Annotated in this window: 18 protein-coding genes; 8 read left to right on the top strand and 10 right to left on the bottom strand. The window is 33.9% G+C overall.

Translation table 11 applies throughout. The features are described from left to right. The first annotated feature begins 102 nt into the window (after positions 1 to 102). Positions 103 to 453, top strand: coding sequence for a YacC family pilotin-like protein (locus AB4J89_RS12760; RefSeq protein ID WP_088493638.1), 351 nt, complete (start codon positions 103 to 105; stop codon positions 451 to 453). 123 nt (positions 454 to 576) lie between these two features. Here AB4J89_RS12760 and AB4J89_RS12755 read toward each other — a convergent pair whose 3' ends face one another. Continuing rightward, on the bottom strand, positions 577 to 1,629 hold the full coding sequence (locus tag AB4J89_RS12755) for an AbrB family transcriptional regulator (RefSeq protein ID WP_088493639.1): 1,053 nt from the start codon (positions 1,627 to 1,629) through the stop codon (positions 577 to 579). A 112-nt stretch (positions 1,630 to 1,741) separates the two neighbouring features. On the opposite strand from AB4J89_RS12755, the gene AB4J89_RS12750 reads away from it, so the two are divergent. Further along, the gene (locus AB4J89_RS12750) at positions 1,742 to 2,152 is read left to right on the top strand and encodes a GNAT family N-acetyltransferase (protein ID WP_368469484.1); all 411 of its coding nucleotides are present in this window, start codon (positions 1,742 to 1,744) and stop codon (positions 2,150 to 2,152) included. Here AB4J89_RS12750 and AB4J89_RS12745 read toward each other — a convergent pair. The 4 genes from AB4J89_RS12745 to AB4J89_RS12730 form a co-directional block, all read right to left on the bottom strand. Next, positions 2,147 to 3,595, bottom strand: coding sequence for a hypothetical protein (locus AB4J89_RS12745; protein WP_368469482.1), 1,449 nt, complete (start codon positions 3,593 to 3,595; stop codon positions 2,147 to 2,149). The genes AB4J89_RS12750 and AB4J89_RS12745 overlap by 6 nt on opposite strands. A gap of 74 nt (positions 3,596 to 3,669) precedes the next feature. Further along, on the bottom strand, positions 3,670 to 5,214 hold the full coding sequence (locus AB4J89_RS12740) for a hypothetical protein (protein ID WP_368469480.1): 1,545 nt from the start codon (positions 5,212 to 5,214) through the stop codon (positions 3,670 to 3,672). Positions 5,215 to 5,427: 213 nt separating this feature from the next. After that, on the bottom strand, positions 5,428 to 6,060 hold the full coding sequence (locus AB4J89_RS12735) for a transcriptional regulator (protein ID WP_075674283.1): 633 nt from the start codon (positions 6,058 to 6,060) through the stop codon (positions 5,428 to 5,430). 64 nt (positions 6,061 to 6,124) lie between these two features. Beyond that, positions 6,125 to 6,757, bottom strand: coding sequence for a TetR/AcrR family transcriptional regulator (locus tag AB4J89_RS12730; RefSeq protein ID WP_072063633.1), 633 nt, complete (start codon positions 6,755 to 6,757; stop codon positions 6,125 to 6,127). A gap of 232 nt (positions 6,758 to 6,989) precedes the next feature. Between AB4J89_RS12730 and AB4J89_RS12725 the strand changes: the two genes are divergently transcribed. Both AB4J89_RS12725 and AB4J89_RS12720 read left to right on the top strand, forming a co-directional pair. Continuing rightward, positions 6,990 to 8,201: a Tm-1-like ATP-binding domain-containing protein gene (locus AB4J89_RS12725; RefSeq protein WP_368469477.1), complete on the top strand. Its 1,212-nt coding sequence runs from the start codon at positions 6,990 to 6,992 to the stop codon at positions 8,199 to 8,201. Positions 8,202 to 8,217: 16 nt separating this feature from the next. Next, a complete protein-coding gene (locus AB4J89_RS12720; protein WP_088493647.1) occupies positions 8,218 to 9,045 on the top strand; it encodes a phosphoenolpyruvate hydrolase family protein in 828 nt (275 codons plus the stop codon). A gap of 86 nt (positions 9,046 to 9,131) precedes the next feature. On the opposite strand, the gene AB4J89_RS12715 is transcribed toward AB4J89_RS12720, so the two are convergent. Continuing rightward, positions 9,132 to 10,031, bottom strand: a complete 900-nt coding sequence (locus tag AB4J89_RS12715; RefSeq protein WP_088493648.1) for a diaminopimelate dehydrogenase — start codon at positions 10,029 to 10,031, stop codon at positions 9,132 to 9,134. A 200-nt stretch (positions 10,032 to 10,231) separates the two neighbouring features. On the opposite strand from AB4J89_RS12715, the gene AB4J89_RS12710 reads away from it, so the two are divergent. Next, the gene (locus AB4J89_RS12710; protein WP_088493649.1) at positions 10,232 to 11,572 is read left to right on the top strand and encodes an MATE family efflux transporter; all 1,341 of its coding nucleotides are present in this window, start codon (positions 10,232 to 10,234) and stop codon (positions 11,570 to 11,572) included. Between the two features lie 39 nt (positions 11,573 to 11,611). Here AB4J89_RS12710 and AB4J89_RS12705 read toward each other — a convergent pair whose 3' ends face one another. Continuing rightward, complete coding sequence (locus AB4J89_RS12705; protein WP_368469475.1) at positions 11,612 to 12,397, bottom strand: hypothetical protein; 786 nt, start codon at positions 12,395 to 12,397, stop codon at positions 11,612 to 11,614. 83 nt (positions 12,398 to 12,480) lie between these two features. Beyond that, on the bottom strand, positions 12,481 to 13,107 hold the full coding sequence (locus AB4J89_RS12700) for a hypothetical protein (protein WP_368469473.1): 627 nt from the start codon (positions 13,105 to 13,107) through the stop codon (positions 12,481 to 12,483). A gap of 462 nt (positions 13,108 to 13,569) precedes the next feature. Between AB4J89_RS12700 and pepT the strand changes: the two genes are divergently transcribed. From pepT to AB4J89_RS12685, 3 genes are all read left to right on the top strand, one after another. Next, positions 13,570 to 14,823, top strand: a complete 1,254-nt coding sequence (gene pepT, locus AB4J89_RS12695; RefSeq protein ID WP_194951885.1) for a peptidase T — start codon at positions 13,570 to 13,572, stop codon at positions 14,821 to 14,823. After that, positions 14,820 to 16,187, top strand: a complete 1,368-nt coding sequence (gene dcuC, locus AB4J89_RS12690; RefSeq protein WP_088493653.1) for a C4-dicarboxylate transporter DcuC — start codon at positions 14,820 to 14,822, stop codon at positions 16,185 to 16,187. The genes pepT and dcuC overlap by 4 nt, the downstream gene beginning before the upstream one ends. A 671-nt stretch (positions 16,188 to 16,858) precedes the next feature. Next, positions 16,859 to 18,181 (top strand): serine dehydratase subunit alpha family protein, encoded by a 1,323-nt coding sequence (locus AB4J89_RS12685; protein WP_368469471.1) that lies wholly within the window; start codon positions 16,859 to 16,861, stop codon positions 18,179 to 18,181. 198 nt (positions 18,182 to 18,379) lie between these two features. Here AB4J89_RS12685 and yjiA read toward each other — a convergent pair whose 3' ends face one another. Next, positions 18,380 to 19,360: a GTPase gene (gene yjiA, locus AB4J89_RS12680; RefSeq protein WP_270754520.1), complete on the bottom strand. Its 981-nt coding sequence runs from the start codon at positions 19,358 to 19,360 to the stop codon at positions 18,380 to 18,382. A gap of 22 nt (positions 19,361 to 19,382) precedes the next feature. Next, a complete protein-coding gene (locus tag AB4J89_RS12675) occupies positions 19,383 to 19,589 on the bottom strand; it encodes a YbdD/YjiX family protein (protein ID WP_004245057.1) in 207 nt (68 codons plus the stop codon). Positions 19,590 to 19,621: the final 32 nt, after the last annotated feature.

Genomic DNA, 19,621 nt, shown 5'->3' with positions numbered 1-19,621 from the left:
ATTTAAAACCCAACAAAACAGCGGGTCTTTGCAAAACTTTTAACTACATTAAGCCAAATAACAAAACTTGCTAAATCATCACACAAAGGAACAGCACACCTAATGAAAAAAATGTTCGCCTTGTTCTGCACACTAACGCTTTCTTTTACTATGCTCTTTTCTTCAAGTGCAAAAGCGTTAACTTATACACAAGCAGAAGACTTGGCAGATTTAACCGCCATCTACCTTTTTTTAAACAAAGATTGTGGTTATGAGCAGATATCAAAATCTAAAATTGAAAGAGCCTTAATGGTCTTTTCTCGCTCACAACAATGGGATGTTAGTAATTACTCGACATTGCCAATGGGTCAATTGAATGAAGATAGCTACAATGATCTAAAAGGTATTGAAGTATCACACAATAAGAAATGCCAACTGTTAGCTAATAAATCACTCAGTTTATTAAACTATTAATGCCTCTATTAAATCACCATTGGATTAATAGAATAAGATAACCTCTTGAAATAGCATGCTTATACTACAATATAAAGCAACTAAATAGGGGTTATCAAAGAAACAAAACTTCCCTTCTAACTTTTATTCTTCTTTGTGCTGATTATTTTTCTTCTGTTTATATTCATTCCAATATAAAGCTACCGATGGAATACTTTGAATAATCAACATTCTAAAAATATGATTCGACATAACAAAAGCCGCATCTACATTCATCGTTATAGCTGCAAATGTCATGGCTTCCATGCTTCCTGGCGCCCAAGCTAATACTAATGTAGCCCAAGGAACACCTGTTAAATAAGCCGCTCCCCATGCAACAATCACCGTTAAAATCACATTAATAATAACCACTTGCACAGAAGAAAAAGCATTTTTAATTAGTGATGAGAGAGGGAAAACAACAAAGTGTGCTCCGATATTCATACCGATTAAAACCATGCTCAATTCATTAAGTAGCATGGGAAAAGCAATGGATTCGCTAACAAACGATTGAACCAATATCGCACTGCCTAATGACGTTAACATAAAGGGCGCAGGGAATCGGATTTTCTGCAATAAAAGCCCTGAACCTAACCCTAAAGCAACAATCAATAATAACCACAACAATGAAATAAGGGTCATTTCAGGTATAGCAAACTCTGGCATATTGGCTTTATCGGCTCCGACAATAAAACCCGCCATAATAATCAGCACCATTAAACGAATAGTATGAGAAATAACAATTTTTTGGGGTGGCGTTTTCGTATGATCAGTCAATGCTAAAATAGCAGCCATCGCACCGGGAACAGCTCCAAGCATTGATTCTTCTTTCGTCCAACCAATATGACGGTGGAACCAAAAATAACTCACAAAAAATTGAATGGCTAAACAAACAACAAGGGTGAGTAATAAAATCATTAAATTATCAGCACTGCCTAAATGAACTTGGTTAAACATTAGACCAACCGATGTTCCTAAAGTAAGCTGAATAAAAGTTAATGTATGCTTAGGAACCGCAAGCTCCCATTTAAAACGATAAGCAATAATGACAACAATAATTGGCCCAAACATCAAAGCCATAGGTAAGCCAGATAGTGTGAGAACACCACCAATTAAAGCACAAAATAAAATACCTGGTAGAGTTTTTAAAAACGACATGTTGTGTTACTCAGTTTTTTTAATTATGGTTTTATCCTAGCATTTATATAAATATTTAATAACCAAATAGTGATAATGTAATTATTATTTTTCTTAATATTAAGAGCCGATTATGTCGTTAAAAATTACTACAAATCCAACACCGAATGAGATCAATGAAATTTATGAAGGATTATTGACTCACAACCTTCGTTATATTCAGATGGAACAGTACACACCACTGGCTGTTTTTAAGGAAGAAAACGGTAAAAAAATAGGTGGGATCACTGGGGATATTTTAGGAAATTGGCTGCGTATTCGTTATTTGTGGGTAGATAAAGCCCATCGAGGACAAAATATAGGTACAGAATTACTGCAAGCAATGGAAAACACAGCAAAAGAGAAAGGTGCCAAATACGCTGAAGTCGATACCTTTAGCTTTCAAGCTCTGCCTTTTTATCAAAAGCAGGGATTTGAGATATTTGGCACCCTAGAAAACTATCCTATAAGTGATAAAAAATATTATTTAAGGAAAGATTTATAGTTTTTTATTATTTTTATCTTCTTCACTTATTTCACTAGCGTTTTCTTTTGTGTCAAAATCCAATTGATAATTATTTGGTGAAAATTTCAATTCCTTATCTAAATCCAAAGGAGAAACTGCTTCAGCAGAGTATTCATCTATATCGAGCATAATTAATTCTAATGCATTATTTATTTTATTAAATTTTTCGTCTGAATTCAGCCCTAGGCTTAATTGTTTTATTCTTTCCATTAAAACATCATTTATTCTTTCTTCTTTCTCACTTTGTTCTTGTTGTTCTTTATCATCAACAATATTATTTATATTGGTAAACTCATCATCCCATTGCAAATCTAAATCATCATATTTATCTATTCCTTTTATACAATCATCTTCACGTCTTAATGTAAGTTTATAATCACCAATATCAAAATCATCAATACCAATATATCTAGTATTAAAATCTTTTTTGGATAAGGGTTTAGGTATTTCTATTGTTTCTTCTATCTCTATACTATTAGCTAAATTTGTCTTTTCTTGTATATCAGTATTTATAATTTTATTTCTTTTTATAGCATTATAATTATTACTAATATATTTTTCATTCCATTCTTGCTTTAAGCTATCAAAGGAATATTCACCATCAGTATTTTTACCAAGAACTATCATCATAATGATTGATAATTTATTTTCCATTTCATTTTTTATATTATTATCAAATTTCTTAAGAACTTGACCTTCATCTATGCTAATTAGTAATAAATTAATTGATTTTATAAATTTATCTCTCTCTTTTAAACTTGAAAAATTATGCATAAAATCATATTTTTTATTTAAATTCACATTTTCAAAATCAAATTTTAAACTAACTAACTTAAAAACATTCTTTATACTTTTATCATCTATTGCCTTGATTCTATTTATAGCAATCTTGTTTAACAAATCGACAATTAATTTACTGTCAGAGCACTCACCTCCCGCAACATCATTTAATGACGAGAAAAAATCTTTAGCTCTTTTTATTTCAGTCAAATAATCACAAAAACTATAAAAATCAAATTTATCATTTGCATGATAAATTATATTCTTTATAGCTTCTAAATTTTTATTTTTTATTTCATCTTGTGAAAAACAACCCTCACTATTAGAATTAATACTACAAGAGCCATCTGATTTTTTACTTTCTTCATTATCTACATCATTAAAAAAATTATTATGTTTATTTATATCAACAACACTAGATAACTTATTATTTTTTATATTTCTTATAAGAAATTTAATTTCTATTTTATGAAATAGAGAGGTTAACATATGAATAACTTTTTTACCAAAAGATGGAGCAACTGGTGTATTTTTTATCTTATTTATTTTTTTAGCATAAGTATAAATTTCCTTTTTTGGAATATGATGCGTTTTATTTAAAAATGACACTCCGGGTTCGAATATTTTCTTATCAATAATCATAGATTATCCATTTATATATAATTAACATGATTTAATTATTAAACATATAAATAAAAAATAATTTAATAAAACAATCATATATGTTCAAAATAATTTGAAAAATATTTTCTCATAACTTCATCTTTAGATTTTTCTAAATCATTTGTATCCAACCCCAAACGATTAAAAATTGATTGTAAATCAAGCTGCAATGATGATAGTTTATTTAAATGTGAACCAGAGCCACCAATATTAGCTACACCATTATTATTATATTTCTTTATATTTAAATCTTGATTAGAGAATGTTTCATAATATATTAATAACACCACTGCATCTTGAGCCCATTTATAATTAATATTATTACTAGTATTTTTAAATAAACGAGTTAGCAAATCATGGCCATTACCACTTTTCTTTATATTATTATAAAAATTTTCATTAAGCTTACTTATTATTTCATTATTAACCTCCCCCATATTTTTTGAAATTTCATTTTTGAATTTTTTAGTTAAAAGATCTACTTTTGAAAGTAACTCACCTTCATCAATAAAACTCTCATTACTAGAAATATTGTTAAATAATTCTTTTATAATATCTTTTGATATTTCGTTCTTAACATTACTTAAATTATCACCTTTATAATCAATTAGATTATCTTCTTTTATAACTGTTCTCACTGAAGTTAAAATAGCATCATCAAAATAAACACCTCTTTTACTATCATTAATAACATTCTTTAATATATCTTTTAAATCATTAATAGTATTATCATAGAATAAATTCGAAATATCATAGTTGCTTTCTTTGGATAATTTACTATCTAAATAGTTCTTAATTTCTTTTAATAACTTTGGCGTAATAGTGTTAAATTTACTTTCAATAAGATCACTAACAAGTTCACTTTTTAATTTTTTTATATCGCTAAGAAATTTATATTCTAGTGTTTTTTCCAAAGTATGATATTTAATCAATAAACTTCTATTTTCCTTATTGATGGCTTCGTTTTTTTTACTTTCCACTCTAGCTATATTATTTTCAAAATTGCTATTTAACTCATTAAAGCGTTTTGAAAAGAACTCAACCTCTTTACGGTTATGGTTTTTATTTTCAAGTTTATACTCACCTAGCTCTTTATTAATTTCTTTATTAAATTTATTTGTTTTTATCGGCAAACTCATCCTTGAAATATATTTTAATGGAGAGATAAAAAATGATAATAAATTTTTAAAACTTCTTTTCTTTTCATCTTTAAATTTAATTTCCTCATTTACATTAAGTCTTTTTTTTCCAAACTTGATCATAGAAAAAGTCATTTCACTCGTTTCATTTTCATTTTTATTTAAAGTCTTAATGGATTCTTGAAGTTTTTTACTTTCAACACTACAATTTAATTTTTCCGTTAATTTAAAATCTAAAGAGTCAATACTGTTATTTATTTCACTAATCAAATTGCCAAAAACAGCCTCAAATTGATCACCCGTTAATAAAATATTATTTTCTTTAGAGTCGATCCTAAAGTCTTTATTGTTATTTTCAATACTTTCACATAAACTATTAATTTTATTATTAGAATAATTAGAATTATTATTTACTTTTACTCTAAAACTATTTTGATCAACTTTACTTTCTATTATCATTTTCACCATCTCCATTTTCATCAATAAAGACAGTCTATTCCTTAATTTTTCTCTATGTTTATAAAAATCACACAATAGTAATCAGTTAACCACTTTCAATAAAAATACGACATATTATAAAACTATAAAAATAGAAATAAAAAAAGATATCAACAAGTGATATCTTTTTTTAAGTTTATTTATTCTTTAGCAATAGCTAATAATGAAAGATGACTACTCTTTTAAATCGTTATACACAGTCGCTCTTGAAACACCAAGATATTGTGCGGTAATTTCCATTGCCTTACGCAGTGAAAGATAGCCTTCATCCTGTAAACATAGTAGTAATTCACGTCGTTGATGTGGCTTCAATGCTCTTGGTGTCACTGAATAAGTCGCAGAAAATTCATCGATACGTTTTTTCAGCGAGTCTTCAGTCACTGAACTAAAGGTTTCAATAATGTCATTACCTTCTTCAAGGGTCGCAAATTGGTTCAGCACCATTTGTAATCCTTTGATCATTGAAATATCAATATTTAAACATAACGCAGCAACATAATTACCTTGCTTATCTTTAATACCAATAGAGGTACTTTTTGCTGTTCTACCATCAGGAAATTGATTCGGGTAATTAGCCACTATTTGAGGGAAATTCGACGATTCAATACGTGCCATTCCCAATTCAGTTGCTCTATCCCCCACTTTTCTACCTGATAGATTATTTTCAATGACCATAATGGTATTTTCACTATCGGTTAGATCATGAAGTACAACTTCACAAAAAGGCGATAATGTTTTACCAATGCCTTGTGCAATAAATTGTAGTTGTTCTACCAGCCACTCTTGGTCTTCTGTTTTGTGTGACATAACGATCCCTGCAATAGCTAAAACGTAAATGATTTATACAATTTTAACTGATTTATTCAAATAATTAATCGTTATCTGCGGGATAATCAGATTTTGCCTGATTTAAAATAGCTTTTGCCATCCATTGAGTCATATCAATGACCTGTTGATCATCCATTTTCCAGATATCTTTCATTACCAAAAAGACTTCAGACCCGTAAATTAAAGAGAACGATTTAATCACCTTATCCCACATTTCTTGAGGATAGTGTGATTTTAATGGCTCAATAACTTTGAGTAAAATCTCTTTACGATGACCGCGAATAAATCGTTTTTCTGCATATTCACTTGATTGCCTCTCTTTTGCCCATTGCTGCAATGAAACTTGCAATGCGCCACGTAGCGCACCTTCATGTTTAAACATTTGTGGATAGGCAAGATTGAGCAATTCAGTAATGCGTTGTTGCGTATTATCTTCAGGAGTAGGTGTCCATGCAATGATCGGCGCTAAACTTGCGTCAACTGTGGCACTAATTAAATCACTTTGTGTGGGAAAATAACGATATGCGGTTGCTCTCGAAACACCTGCATGTGCCGCTAATTCCGACACTGTCGGTAACATTCCTTGCTCAAAAAGCCCCAATGCTGTTGTCACCAATAATTGATGGGTTCTTTTTCGTGTACCGGACATTGCATCCGTTTCATCACTGTAACTCATAGAAGATCCTTCGTTATTTCTACACTTTTATGTGTCTGGCTTATTTTAAGCTAAATATTCACAACACTTGACGTTTACTTTAGGTGATTAATCGCACCTTATCGACCTTTAATGTACAAAAAATAAAAATAATGAGACAGCAGTCTCAAAACGATGCTATGATAAATGAAACTCTAGTCTCATTATGATTATAATCTATTCGTCGATAATCATAAAAGGTATGGGAAGGCTTATGAAACAGTATTCTGGTTCTATTTATATTGCCACAACGCTTGATACTAAAAGTGCTGAGATTTTTTATGTCAGTGATTTAATTAAAAAAGCAGGCCTTCCTGTTAAAACCGTTGACTTGACAACCAAACCCACGGCATTAGCTAGAGAAGCCGATGTCACAGCAACAGAAGTTGCACGCTTTCACCCAAATGGCGAAGAAGCTGTTTTTTGTGGCGATAGAGGGAAAGCAATAGAAGCGATGTCTATCGCATTTGAACACTATTTAACTCACTGTGATGATGTCTTAGCCATTCTTGGGCTAGGCGGATCAGGGGGAACGGCACTGATTACACCAGCAATGCAATCGCTGCCAATTGGTGTACCTAAATTGATGGTATCTACGATGGCGTCTGGTGATATTTCAGGCTATATCGGTGCAAGTGATATCTCAATGATGTACTCCGTTACAGATGTATCCGGCTTGAATCGTATTTCTCGTAAGGTACTAAGAAATGCGGCAAATCAAATAGCTGGCGCTGTTTATTTTTACCAAGAAGAACAAGTTGTTGATAAACCGGCTGTTGCATTAACGATGTTTGGTGTAACTACGCCTTGTGTACAACAACTCACACAAAAACTTGAAAATAATTATGACTGCCTTGTTTTTCACGCAACAGGAAGTGGCGGTAAAGCCATGGAAAAACTAGCAGACAGTCACTTACTTCATAGCGTGCTCGATCTTACAACAACAGAAGTATGTGATTACTTGTTTGACGGTGTGCTTGCTTGTGATGAAGACCGTTTTGGTGCAATCGCCCGTACCAAAACCCCTTATATAGGTTCTTGTGGCGCATTAGATATGGTGAACTTTGGTCGCCCTTCTAGTATTCCTGAGAAATATAAAGGGCGTCAATTTTATCATCATAATGCGCAAGTCACCTTAATGCGCACAACACCAGAGGAAAACCGTCAATTAGGTATCTGGATCGCTGAAAAACTCAATCAGTGTGAAGGTCCATTGCGGTTTGTATTACCACAGGGCGGTTTTTCAGCTCTGGATATTGAAGGAGCCCCTTTCTGGGAGCCTAAAGCGAACCAAGCTTTTTTTGATGCATTTATAACAACATTTAAAGAGACAGAGACTCGTCAGTTAGTCATCAGTCCTTATCACATAAACTCCGCTGAGTTTACTCAGCAAATTTATGATTTACACCAGGAACTTATTTGTTAACCACGGAGAAAGAAGAATGACTCATTCACGTGAAACGTTACTAAAAAAATTCAATGAAATGATTGCACGCCATGAACCGATTATTGGTGGTGGCGCAGGTACAGGACTTTCAGCTAAGTGTGAAGAAGCCGGTGGTATTGACCTTATTGTTATTTATAACTCAGGTCGTTACCGTATGGCTGGTCGAGGATCTTTAGCGGGTTTATTAGCTTATGGTAACGCTAATGAAATCGTTATGGATATGGCAAAAGAAGTATTACCGGTTGTTAAACATACACCTGTGCTTGCTGGTGTTAACGGTACAGATCCATTCTGTAACTTCGATAAATTCTTAGATGAAGTTAAAGCAACAGGCTTTGCTGGCGTACAGAATTTCCCAACAGTAGGTCTGATTGATGGTAATTTCCGCGCTAACTTAGAAGAAACAGGTATGGGTTATGGGCTTGAAGTGGATATGATCCGCAAAGCCCATGAAAAAGGTTTATTAACCACACCTTATGTCTTTAGTCGTGAAGATGCGATTGCAATGGCTGAGGCTGGCGCAGATATTATTGTCCCTCATATGGGGTTAACAACTGGCGGTAATATTGGTGCTGAAACAGCATTAACATTAGCGGACTGTGTTCCTCTAATTAATGACTGGGCAAAAGCGGCAAAAGCTGTGCGTTCTGATGTTATTGTGCTTTGCCATGGTGGCCCAATAGCAACGCCAGAAGATGCACAATATATCTTAGATAATTGCCCTGACTGTCATGGCTTCTATGGCGCAAGCTCAATGGAACGCTTACCAACAGAAGTGGCATTAACCGCAACTACCAAAGAATTTAAAAGTATTAAACGCTAATTCAAAATCATCAAGTTTGCCTAAGCGTTAATCCATATTGCCCACTTTATGTGGGCAATATTTTATGCAGAGAGTCTTAATTGAAATTAGACCAATTTGGCAATTAATGTATTTAAATCACCCGCTAAGAAATCAACAGGTGGAATTTCAATAACAGTATAAGCGCCTGCACGTTGTTTCATACTGGCTCTTGCGGCAGATACCATAAATTGAGAGGTCAATGCAGGGTTGTTAATTCGCATTGAGTATTCAAATAATTGATTATGAGTTTTACCTGATACCCCTTTATGGGTCATATGAACGCCATGCCCCACATCTTTTAAGCTATCAACACAATCAACTTGCTTAATATGGGTTTCATCAGAAGAAAAATAGCTATCTGCTTTAATAGCTTGCTCTACTTGATTAAAATTCGCCCCTGCTTCCAATTCCACGTAAACCATACGGCGATGAACACCTGTACCTAATGGAATAGTCATTGAAAGTGCATCTTTGACACCATCAATGGTCTTAGCCGCAACGCTGTGCCCCATACTCATTCCTGGCCCAAAGTTAGTATAAGTAATCCCTTTTGGTGCCATAGCTAACATTAAAGTACGAACAATAGAATCAGAGCCTGGATCCCATCCCGCAGAAATAACAGCAACGCGGTCATGTTTTTTCGCAACTTCATCTAATTCTGTTTTTAATGACACAATTTCACTGTGAACATCAAAACTATCTACTGTATTAATCCCTAAGCTTAAAATAGATTTTGCTAACTCTTTAATCGCGCGTGTCGGTGAGCATAAGAGTGCAACATCAATATTACCTAATGTTTTGATATCGTTAGTTACGGTAATATTTTGCAGTTCTTCTGGGATATTATTGATATCACGACGAACAACACCCATTAATTCAAAATCTTGAGCTGCTTGAACAGCTTCTAATGCAAATCGACCAATATTGCCATAACCGACAATCGCCACTTTTATTTTAGTATTCATTAATTCCCCTGACTTTAACGTTAATCATCTCTTAATGATAATAGTGATTAGTTATCAACGAATAAACCATATAAACATCTTTTTTGCCAGATAAACATTATTTGCACTATTACCTTATAAATAAACCTTGTAGAATTCCCTATCTTCCCACACGTTATATTAATAATATCGATTTCACTCTGTTTTTAAGAAGGTTTTCAATGCATCAGTCTGATGTAGCGGATCGCTCGCTTTTTTCCCTTAGTTGGCCAATATTTATAGATATATTCCTACATCTAGCCACTCTTTTAATTAATACCTATATGGTAAGCCACGTTTCTACCGCTTACTTAGCAGCAATGGGTGTAGGTAACCAAGTCTTTGACCTGTTTATCACCATCTTTAGCTTTATTAGTGTGGGCTGTAGTGTTGTTATTGCACAATACTTAGGTGCAGGTAAAAGAGAAAAAGCCAGCCAAGCGATTCATATTTCTATCGCTTTTAACTCTTTGCTAGGTATTAGTAGCGCTTTGATCATTCTTTTCTTTGGCTACAATATTCTACATATCATGAATACGCCTGAGCATTTAGTGCAAGATGGCTATAACTACCTACATATTATTGGTATTTGCCTTATTCCTGAGGCAATTTCGATTATTCTTGCAGCTTGTCTGAGAGTCTATGGCAAATCTAAAGCGGCTATGTATGTCACATTGATAGCCAATATTGTTACCGTTATTGGTAATATGATTGTGCTTTATGGCTTCTTTGGTTTACCACAATACGGATTAGTGGGTGTTGCTTGGTCTACTGTTGTCGGCCGTATTATCGCCGTGATTTTACTGTGTGGATTACTGTTCTACGGTTTACGTATTAAATTCGAAGCCAAACAACTCGTAGTGTGGTCTAAAAATATGTTAGGGAAAATCCTACATATCGGTTTGCCCGCTGCGGGAGAAAACTTGGTTTGGATTTTACATTATATGACTGCATCTGCCTTTATTGGATTAATGGGTGAAGTCCCTCTTGCAGCACAAACGCTCTATTTCCAATTGTCATTATTTTTAATGCTCTTTGGAATTGCGATTAGCATTGGTAATGAAATATTAGTAGGCCATTTAGTTGGTGCAAAGCGCTTTGATGATGCTTTTGTTCGAGGTTGGAAAAGCTTAAAAACAGGCGTGATATTTACGATTGGGGTAGTTATTGTTTATTGGTTTATGCGTGATCCTATTTTGTATTCCATTACAGAAGACCAGCGCATTATCGACCAATTGATCCCACTGTTTATTTTGTCCGTCTTTTTAGAGCCAGGTCGTACTTTTAATATCGTAATGGTAAATGCCTTACGTGCGGCAGGCGATGCTAAATTCCCTCTTATGACAGCAATTTGCTTTATGTGGGGTGTGGCTATTCCGGTGGGTTATTTCCTCGGTATAAAAATGGAAATGGGCCTAATTGGTATATGGATTGGCTTCCTTTGTGATGAGTGGTTACGCGGATTAACTAACGCATGGCGTTGGCGCTCTCGTCGATGGCAAACAAAGCGCTTGGATATATAATAATCGAACTTCCCCCGATATTGTTATCGGGGGAATATATTAAATAATATTATTATCTTTAAATTTTAGGCTTTTTAAAAGGATAATAGAATTTATCCCTCTCTTTAAATCTTCATTTGATTTTATTTTATTATTATTTGATTTATTAAAATCCTCTATAAATCGAAAAATAAATCGACTAATTAAAAAAAACTCTTCTACTTCATACTGTTCTTCATATTCTTCACATAAAGAAAACAATTCATTTAATGAAATATTATTTAAACATTTAATTAGATTATCTTTGAAAATTCCTTTTATTTTTTTATCTTTAGAAACAACGTCAGATAAATCATTAATTAATTCTAATTTTTCACTTAAGGAGTAATCATCATTCATTGTTTCATAAATATTTTCTTCAACAATATCCTCTATAAAATCTTCAACAGAAAAATTGGTAATTCTTAGTTTATTAATATCATAATTTTTAATTTTTAGCTCACTAAATATTGACTCAATTTCTTTCTCATTTAAATCAACAAAAAAATTAAACTTCTTATTATTAATGGATAAATTCTTATTAAAGAGATAACTATCAGTATTATCATCATAATGAACTTCATAAGAATTGGTAACATTACCTACACTCTTACTCATTTCCATATAAATGGGTTCATCTTCTATTAAGCCTTTATCATTTAAATATCTCACATCAGAAATTTTATTTACTGAATTCTCTATTAATAATACAGAGCTAGGTTTAATGTTAAAATCAATACTTGATGATTGATTTGATAAATATGAAGAACTTCCTTGTAGTGACCCACTTATCTTTTCGATAATCATTATTATCATTCCATTAGTTTAACATAGATACTATTCTATATTTTGATTTTCCTATTTCTATCATTTATCTACCATCTATAAATTTAGTTTTTATAAAGAACACACTCAACAGCATTATTGATATCATCGCGTAAAAAATGTTTGTAATTATCAATACTTCCAAAATTAGATTTTATTTTATCGTCTGAATTTAATATGGTATCTACTATTGACTCTAAATAATTATTTTTAGTTTTTTCTAAAGAGATTGCATCACCAGAAAATAGAATCCATTTAGAGTTAAATTTTAATTCATTCTTAAATTGTGTGATTTTTTCTTTCTCTAATGTAGATATTCCCTCCAAAGAGGAGATAATATCATTAATTACACTCTCTTTTATTTTATCACTTTTTACTTTTCTTTGGGCGTAAGAGAATGACTTGTCAAAGACTTCATTAGTTTCATTAAGTTCTTCTTTATTTATTTTTTCTTTGCTATCTAACTTTGTCGTTTTATTTTCACTCTGATTGTTTTTATTTTCAATATTAGAAATACTTTTTCTTAGCCCTAAGAAATTATTTTTTATATTAAAACTTGGCTTTATAAAACTAATAATTGTATTATAACAACTTAATACCACTCCATTTAAAACATTTTTAATTTTATCCCCTTTATTTTCAATGTTTTTTATCGCTAAAAATGTACTTCTAACCATATTATTTATATACATATATCCCCCTTAGTCATTTTAGGAGAATTAAACCGTATATCATAATTAGCTTCTATCAATAAGTTACGTTCTTTTGTTCATTATTTGTGATTATATTCTATAAAAAGGTTAATAAAATATAACTATTTAATAAAATAAAACATTAAAATAAATAATGATTATTTTTATATTTTTAAAACATCTAATGTTTACAATGCTTTTTCCATGATTAAGATCACAGAAAAAAATCCCCATAAGTTAAATAAAATATCCTCACCTACAAAAAACACTATTTTTTTTAATAAAGAAAAAACCAAAAATTAAATAATAATCAACATTAAAAATTTATTGTAAAAATAATAATTTTTCTATAATTCCCTATTGTTTTTTTTATGATACAAGTAGATGTTAGTCTTTTCTAATAAGCAAAATCAGTAAGTATTAGTACAGAGAATACAATTAAAAACATAATGGAGTATTGTCATGAATCTCGTTGAACGGTTTATTTCTTATACAAAAGTTAACACCACCACAAATAGGGAAAATGGCGCAGCTGGTATTATGCCTTCTTCAGAAGGTCAGCGAGTCCTAGCTCTACAATTAGTCGAAGAGTTAAAAGCTTTAGGTGTTGAAGATATCAAAATTCGTGATACTGCGATTGTTACCGCGACACTGCCTTCTAATCTTGACTATGAAGTTCCAACCGTTGCTTTCTTTGGCCATTTAGACACTAGTGCAGAACAAACTAATGACACCAAAGCGCAAATCCTACCTTATAAAGGTGGCGATCTTTGCTTAAATAAAGAACTTGAGATCTTTTTACGTCAAAGCGAATTTCCTGAATTAGAAAACTATATTGGTGACGATATTATCGTAACCGATGGTACTAGCTTATTAGGTGCTGACGATAAAGCGGCTATCGCCTCAATTATGGATATGTTGCAGTACTTTAAACAACATCCTGAAGTGAAACACGGTACAGTTAAAATTGGTTTTGTACCCGATGAAGAGCAAGGTTTACGTGGTGCAAAAGTCTTTGATACTAAAGAATTCGGTGCCGATTTTGCCTATACATTAGATTGCTGTGGTATTGGTGAATTAGTATATGAAAACTGGAATGCAGGAGATGTTGAAATTACCTTTACTGGTGCTTCAGCTCACCCAATGTCTGCAAAAGGTAAATTAAAAAATTCACTGTTAATGGCACATAAATTTGTTGCAATGCTACCGGGCGGTGAAGCACCAGAGTATACCGAAGGTCGTGAAGGTTATTATTGGGTCAAGCAATTAGCAGGTAATAGCGCTCGTACTGTATTAAAAATGGATGTGCGTGATTTCACCGAAAAAGGTTATGCACAACGCATGGCATTTTTAAAACAACTTTCAGATTATTGTGAAGGTTTATGGGGTGAAGGCTCTGTAACTTGTAAACTTGCTGACCGTTATGCCAACGTCTTTAATAGCCTGCAAGGCGATAACCGTTACCCTATCGATATTGCTGTTGCCGCTTATGAAGCGAATGGCATTACACCTCGCCCAATTCCAATGCGTGGTGGTTATGACGGTGCCGCACTCTCACAAAATGGTCTGCCTTGTCCTAATATCTTTACTGGTGCTCATAACTTCCACTCTATTTATGAATATCTACCAGTTAAATCGCTTTACGCTGCCAGCGATGTCTTAAAATCTGTCGTTAAGATCACAGCTGAGCGCTTTGCACCTGGAGCTAAGGCATGATCCAAATTCTTGCGGTCTTAATTGTCGTTGTTATTGTCGCTAGAATGATCTTGAAAGGATATAAAGCAGAGCCTGTCTTGTTAGTTGCTGGTTTAGCCTTAATGGCGCTAACAATGATGTTTGGTTGGGGAGATATTCTTCCTAAAAATGTCAAAACAACAGGTATTGGCTGGTTAGATCCTTTTGAAGTAATGCGTGATCTCTTTAGTAGTCGTGCGGCTGATCTTGGTTTAATGATCATGGCACTGATGGGATTTGCGCATTATATGGATCATATTGGCGCTAATGAGGCCGTTGTACGTGTTGCAACCCGCCCATTGAAAAATATGCGCTCACCTTATGTGTTGCTATTTTTCTCTTTTTTACTCGCGAGTATTTTGCAACTTGCTATTCCTTCAGCAACTGGATTGGCCGTTCTATTAATGGGTACGATGTTCCCGATTATGATAGGACTTGGCTTATCCCCAGCATCTGCTGCGGGCGTGATCGCAACTTCATTAGGCGTTGCTTACACCCCAACTGCTATTGATGCCATTCGTGGTGCAAAAGCGGTTGACTTAGGGGTTGTTGAATATGTGCTTTATTACCAAGGCCCTGCGGCGATTGCAACCGTATTAGCTGTTGGTATTACACATATCTTCTGGCAGCGCCATTGTGACCGCAAAGCCGGATTTGTGCCTCAGTTAGGCAAAATGTCTGAAGAAGCAAAGAGTGATAAAAATGTACCCGGCTTTTATGCCTTACTGCCAATGTTACCTATTATTATGGCAGTAAGTTCATCAAGCCTATTTGTTGAAGGCATTCACCTTGATGTGGTCACAATTGTATTGATTTCAATGGCAATTTGTATGCTGATTGAAACATTACGCTTACGTGATTTTAAATCAGTGTGTGCAGGCTTCCAGCATTTCTTAAAGGGTATGGGTTCTGCATTTAGTAACGTTGTGGGATTATTAGTCGCAGCGGGTGTTTTTGCTCATGGTATTAAAGTCAGTGGTGCAATTGACAGCCTGATCGTGATGGCGGAATCCGTTGGCTTGCCACCATTTGCAATGGCATTGGTCTTCGCTATCGTAACATTAGCTGCAGCGATTATTATGGGTTCAGGTAATGCGCCTTTCCTTGCATTCGTTGAACTTATTCCACAAATCGCCCATAGCATGGGTGTAAACCCAATTGCGATGATTTTACCAATGCAACAAGCGTCACATATGGGACGTGGTATGTCTCCAGTGGCAGGTGTTATCATTGCAGTATCTAGTGGCGCGAAATTACAACCATTTGATGTTGTAAAAAGGACTGCAATACCGCTTATGGTAGGTTTTGTTTTCCACAGTGCTATTATTGCTATCTTCTATTATTGATAAATATACCTGAAGCAATATTTGTTGCTTCAGGTTGTTTTCAAATAATAAACATATTAAAAATGGACAAAGATATTTTATTGTTATTTTTATAAATAAAAACTAGTTAACTGTTTTTCTAAATATAGACTTAATTATTTATTTAAAAAAAACATCAAAGCTATCATCATGAAAATATTAACAAAATAATAAAGCATTATTCTTATACACTAAAATTTAATGAGCCTATTATCTGCTTTGTTAAAATAAAAATGTGATATTGAAAACATTCATTATTTTTATTTTAACGATTCTGAGTTAGCCCACATTAAGTATGATGATTATACTAGCAATAGAATTGTGTATTCGTTCTATTGCCTTTTTATTTAATCTTATCGTCAATTTTTTAAATTATCTTATTTAACTTCATTTTTTATCCTCCTTAATTTATACACTAGATACAAAATATTCCTTCTTTAGCACTCATAAATTACATTAAAGAGTCAGAACGTTTGCTTTTATTTTATGTGGAAAAAATTACCAATACAGAAGCTATAAAGGGTAATATTTTCTCAAAATTTGTACAATGTTAGTAAATTCAGAAAAAACTTTCTCCAATAAATTCAGTATGATGATGGTATTAAAAATAGAATAACCCTTTGAATTCTCATACTGTTTATTGGATGCATGCAATGAAAGAACAATTATCTTCTCGTTGGAAAATATTGATAGCGGCAGTTAAGCAACAAGTTAAACCCGCTTTAGGTTGTACTGAACCTATCTCGCTTGCATTAGCGGCTGCAACAGCAGCAAGTTACTTACAACACCCTATTACCCGCATTAGTGCAGAAGTTTCTCCCAATTTAATGAAAAACGGTATGGGCGTAACTGTACCAGGTACGGGTATGGTGGGATTATCCATTGCCGCGAGTTTAGGTGCCGTTGGGGGTGATTGTAATGCAGGTCTTGAAGTATTAAAGAATGCAACGCCAGATCACGTTGAACAAAGTAAAGCACTATTAGCGGCTGGCATTGTGAATGTTTCAATTAAAAAAGCATGCCAAGAAGTTCTATATAGTGAAGTGACTGTTGAAGATGCTGAAAATAGCGCAACAGTAATTATTGCCGGTAATCACACTAATATCGTTAAAATTATTCATAACGGTCATGTTGTTCTTGATAACACTTGCGATGGCGCAGAACAGTCTGCATCACCTTGTGAAATTAAAGAAACGTTAACCCAAACTAATACCCAAGAAATTTACCAGTTTGTTACCCAAACTCCAGTAGAAGAAATTTCTTTTATCCTTGAGTCAGCACACTTAAATGATGCGCTATCAAAAGAAGGTTTGAACAATACTTATGGTTTACATATTGGGCAAACTTTACAACGCCAACAACAGCGTGGCTTATTAGCAAAAGATTTATTATCAGAAATCATGATCCGTACTTCTGCGGCATCTGATGCTCGTATGGGTGGTGCCGTTTTACCTGCAATGAGTAACTCTGGTTCAGGTAACCAAGGTATTGCTGCAACGATGCCTGTTGTGGTAGTTGCTGAATATTTACAAGTTGGCGAAGAAAAAATGGCAAGAGCATTAATGCTTTCCCATTTACTGGCTATCTATATTCACCATAAATTTCCTGCACTATCTGCATTATGCGCGGCAACAACAGCATCAATGGGCGCTGCTGGTGCAATTGCATGGCTTATGGATGAACGTTACGAATCTATGGCTATGGCAATTAGTAGCATGATTGGTGATATCAGCGGTGTGATTTGTGATGGTGCTTCAAATAGCTGTGCGATGAAAGTCTCAACCGGAGCGAGTGCAGCTTATAAAGCTGTATTAATGGCGCTAGATAACACTTATGTGACAGGTAATGACGGTATTGTTGCTCATGACGTTGATTCTACAATTGAAAATCTGTGTGCATTGGCAAGCCGTGCAATGCAACATACCGATATTCAAATTATTGAGATCATGGAATATAAAGCTGTTGCCAATGGCTAATTTGAGCGTTTAAAAAAAAGCACCCCATAATGTTGGTTATTATGGGGTGAAACATAAGATCCTAGGAACAGGACCCTCCTCAAGTCAGGAGCTTATCAATATTCGTTACTGCTATTTACAACTACTATGGTTGGTTCAATGACTACGGTTACAGCTCTACTTCTTACTACTTTCTAACACTCACTACAGGGTATTAGGTTAATGAGCCTTTTCTTCTGTACTAGGCATCAATGCATCAAAACTAGCTCTTATCTCTTGTTCTGGTAATTGAATACCGATAAAAACCAATGTGCTTTGGCGTGTTTCATCTTCATGCCACGGCCTATCCCAATCAGCACTATAAAGACGTTGTACACCTTGGAATAACAAGCGATTAGGTTGGTCTTTAATATTTAATATCCCTTTATAACGCAAAAGATTATCAGCGAAGCTTAATAGTAATTTTTCCATTACGTCTGAAACTTCTTGCAACTCAACGGGATAATCAAATTTCAGCACAATCGAATTGATGTCATCTTGCTTATCAGCCTGATAACGGAACAGAGGCTGTTTTACATCGAGATTATCGTTCAACATAAAACCTTTTACGTTAAACAGTAATCCTAAATCAATTTGTCCATGAATAACGGTATGCACAGGTGCTCTGGCATTAATACGTCTTAGTCGTGCCATTAGTTCAGGAGAGGCAGGTGCAACATCTGTTTTCGTTAATAAGATCCGATCAGCATAACCAATTTGTGATTGTGCTATCGTAAATTGATCCAGTTGTTGCTGAGCGTGAACATTATCAACAAGCGTGATAATGCCATCTAATAAGTAGCGCTGGCAGATAATTTCATGAGAAAAGAATGTTTGGCTAATAGGGCCGGGATCAGCCATGCCTGTACATTCAATAACTAATCTATCAAACTCGATTTCACCACGATCAAGGCTGTCACATAAGTCTAATAGCGTGTCTTCTAATTCATTCGATTTGCTACAACAAATACAACCATTGGTCAGCGTTTTAATTTGAGTGGCTCTATCACCAATGATTTCATCATCAATCGGTACTTCACCAAATTCATTTTCAATAACAGCAATTTTATAACCATGCTCTTCATTGAGCATATGACGTAAAAGTGTTGTTTTTCCTGATCCTAAAAAACCGGTCAGTATTGTCACTGCAATAGGTTCCATCATTTATCTCCTTTACGGATCATTAGCAACAGCGAAAACCGCCTTTACCATCACCACCGCCATAACGGGCTTCCTGACGCTCACGGAAAAACTCGTTATAGGTCATAACAGGCTTATCTGGATGGTTATCTTTCATGTGTTGCACATAATTATCGTAATCAGGAATACCTATTAGCATACGTGCTGCTTGTCCTAGATATTTTCCAGCTTGTCCTAAATTACCAAACATAAGTTTCTCCTAAGCCCCGCACTGGCAAGCCA

It is taken from the genome of Proteus sp. STS61-E (assembly GCF_040932335.1).
In the GTDB taxonomy this organism is placed as follows: Bacteria; Pseudomonadota; Gammaproteobacteria; order Enterobacterales; family Enterobacteriaceae; genus Proteus; species Proteus mirabilis_B.
Note: the sequence above shows the minus strand (reverse complement) of the source record. Positions and strands in the feature narration are given on the sequence as shown.

Coding starts and splice junctions, on each gene's coding strand:
- AB4J89_RS12760 (WP_088493638.1), top strand. CDS start 103: ATGAAAAAAATGTTCGCCTTGTTCTGCACACTAACGCTTTCTTTTACT.
- AB4J89_RS12755 (WP_088493639.1), bottom strand. CDS start 1,629: ATGTCGTTTTTAAAAACTCTACCAGGTATTTTATTTTGTGCTTTAATT.
- AB4J89_RS12750 (WP_368469484.1), top strand. CDS start 1,742: ATGTCGTTAAAAATTACTACAAATCCAACACCGAATGAGATCAATGAA.
- AB4J89_RS12745 (WP_368469482.1), bottom strand. CDS start 3,595: ATGATTATTGATAAGAAAATATTCGAACCCGGAGTGTCATTTTTAAAT.
- AB4J89_RS12740 (WP_368469480.1), bottom strand. CDS start 5,214: ATGATAATAGAAAGTAAAGTTGATCAAAATAGTTTTAGAGTAAAAGTA.
- AB4J89_RS12735 (WP_075674283.1), bottom strand. CDS start 6,060: ATGTCACACAAAACAGAAGACCAAGAGTGGCTGGTAGAACAACTACAA.
- AB4J89_RS12730 (WP_072063633.1), bottom strand. CDS start 6,757: ATGAGTTACAGTGATGAAACGGATGCAATGTCCGGTACACGAAAAAGA.
- AB4J89_RS12725 (WP_368469477.1), top strand. CDS start 6,990: ATGAAACAGTATTCTGGTTCTATTTATATTGCCACAACGCTTGATACT.
- AB4J89_RS12720 (WP_088493647.1), top strand. CDS start 8,218: ATGACTCATTCACGTGAAACGTTACTAAAAAAATTCAATGAAATGATT.
- AB4J89_RS12715 (WP_088493648.1), bottom strand. CDS start 10,031: ATGAATACTAAAATAAAAGTGGCGATTGTCGGTTATGGCAATATTGGT.
- AB4J89_RS12710 (WP_088493649.1), top strand. CDS start 10,232: ATGCATCAGTCTGATGTAGCGGATCGCTCGCTTTTTTCCCTTAGTTGG.
- AB4J89_RS12705 (WP_368469475.1), bottom strand. CDS start 12,397: ATGATTATCGAAAAGATAAGTGGGTCACTACAAGGAAGTTCTTCATAT.
- AB4J89_RS12700 (WP_368469473.1), bottom strand. CDS start 13,107: ATGTATATAAATAATATGGTTAGAAGTACATTTTTAGCGATAAAAAAC.
- pepT (WP_194951885.1), top strand. CDS start 13,570: ATGAATCTCGTTGAACGGTTTATTTCTTATACAAAAGTTAACACCACC.
- dcuC (WP_088493653.1), top strand. CDS start 14,820: ATGATCCAAATTCTTGCGGTCTTAATTGTCGTTGTTATTGTCGCTAGA.
- AB4J89_RS12685 (WP_368469471.1), top strand. CDS start 16,859: ATGAAAGAACAATTATCTTCTCGTTGGAAAATATTGATAGCGGCAGTT.
- yjiA (WP_270754520.1), bottom strand. CDS start 19,360: ATGGAACCTATTGCAGTGACAATACTGACCGGTTTTTTAGGATCAGGA.
- AB4J89_RS12675 (WP_004245057.1), bottom strand. CDS start 19,589: ATGTTTGGTAATTTAGGACAAGCTGGAAAATATCTAGGACAAGCAGCA.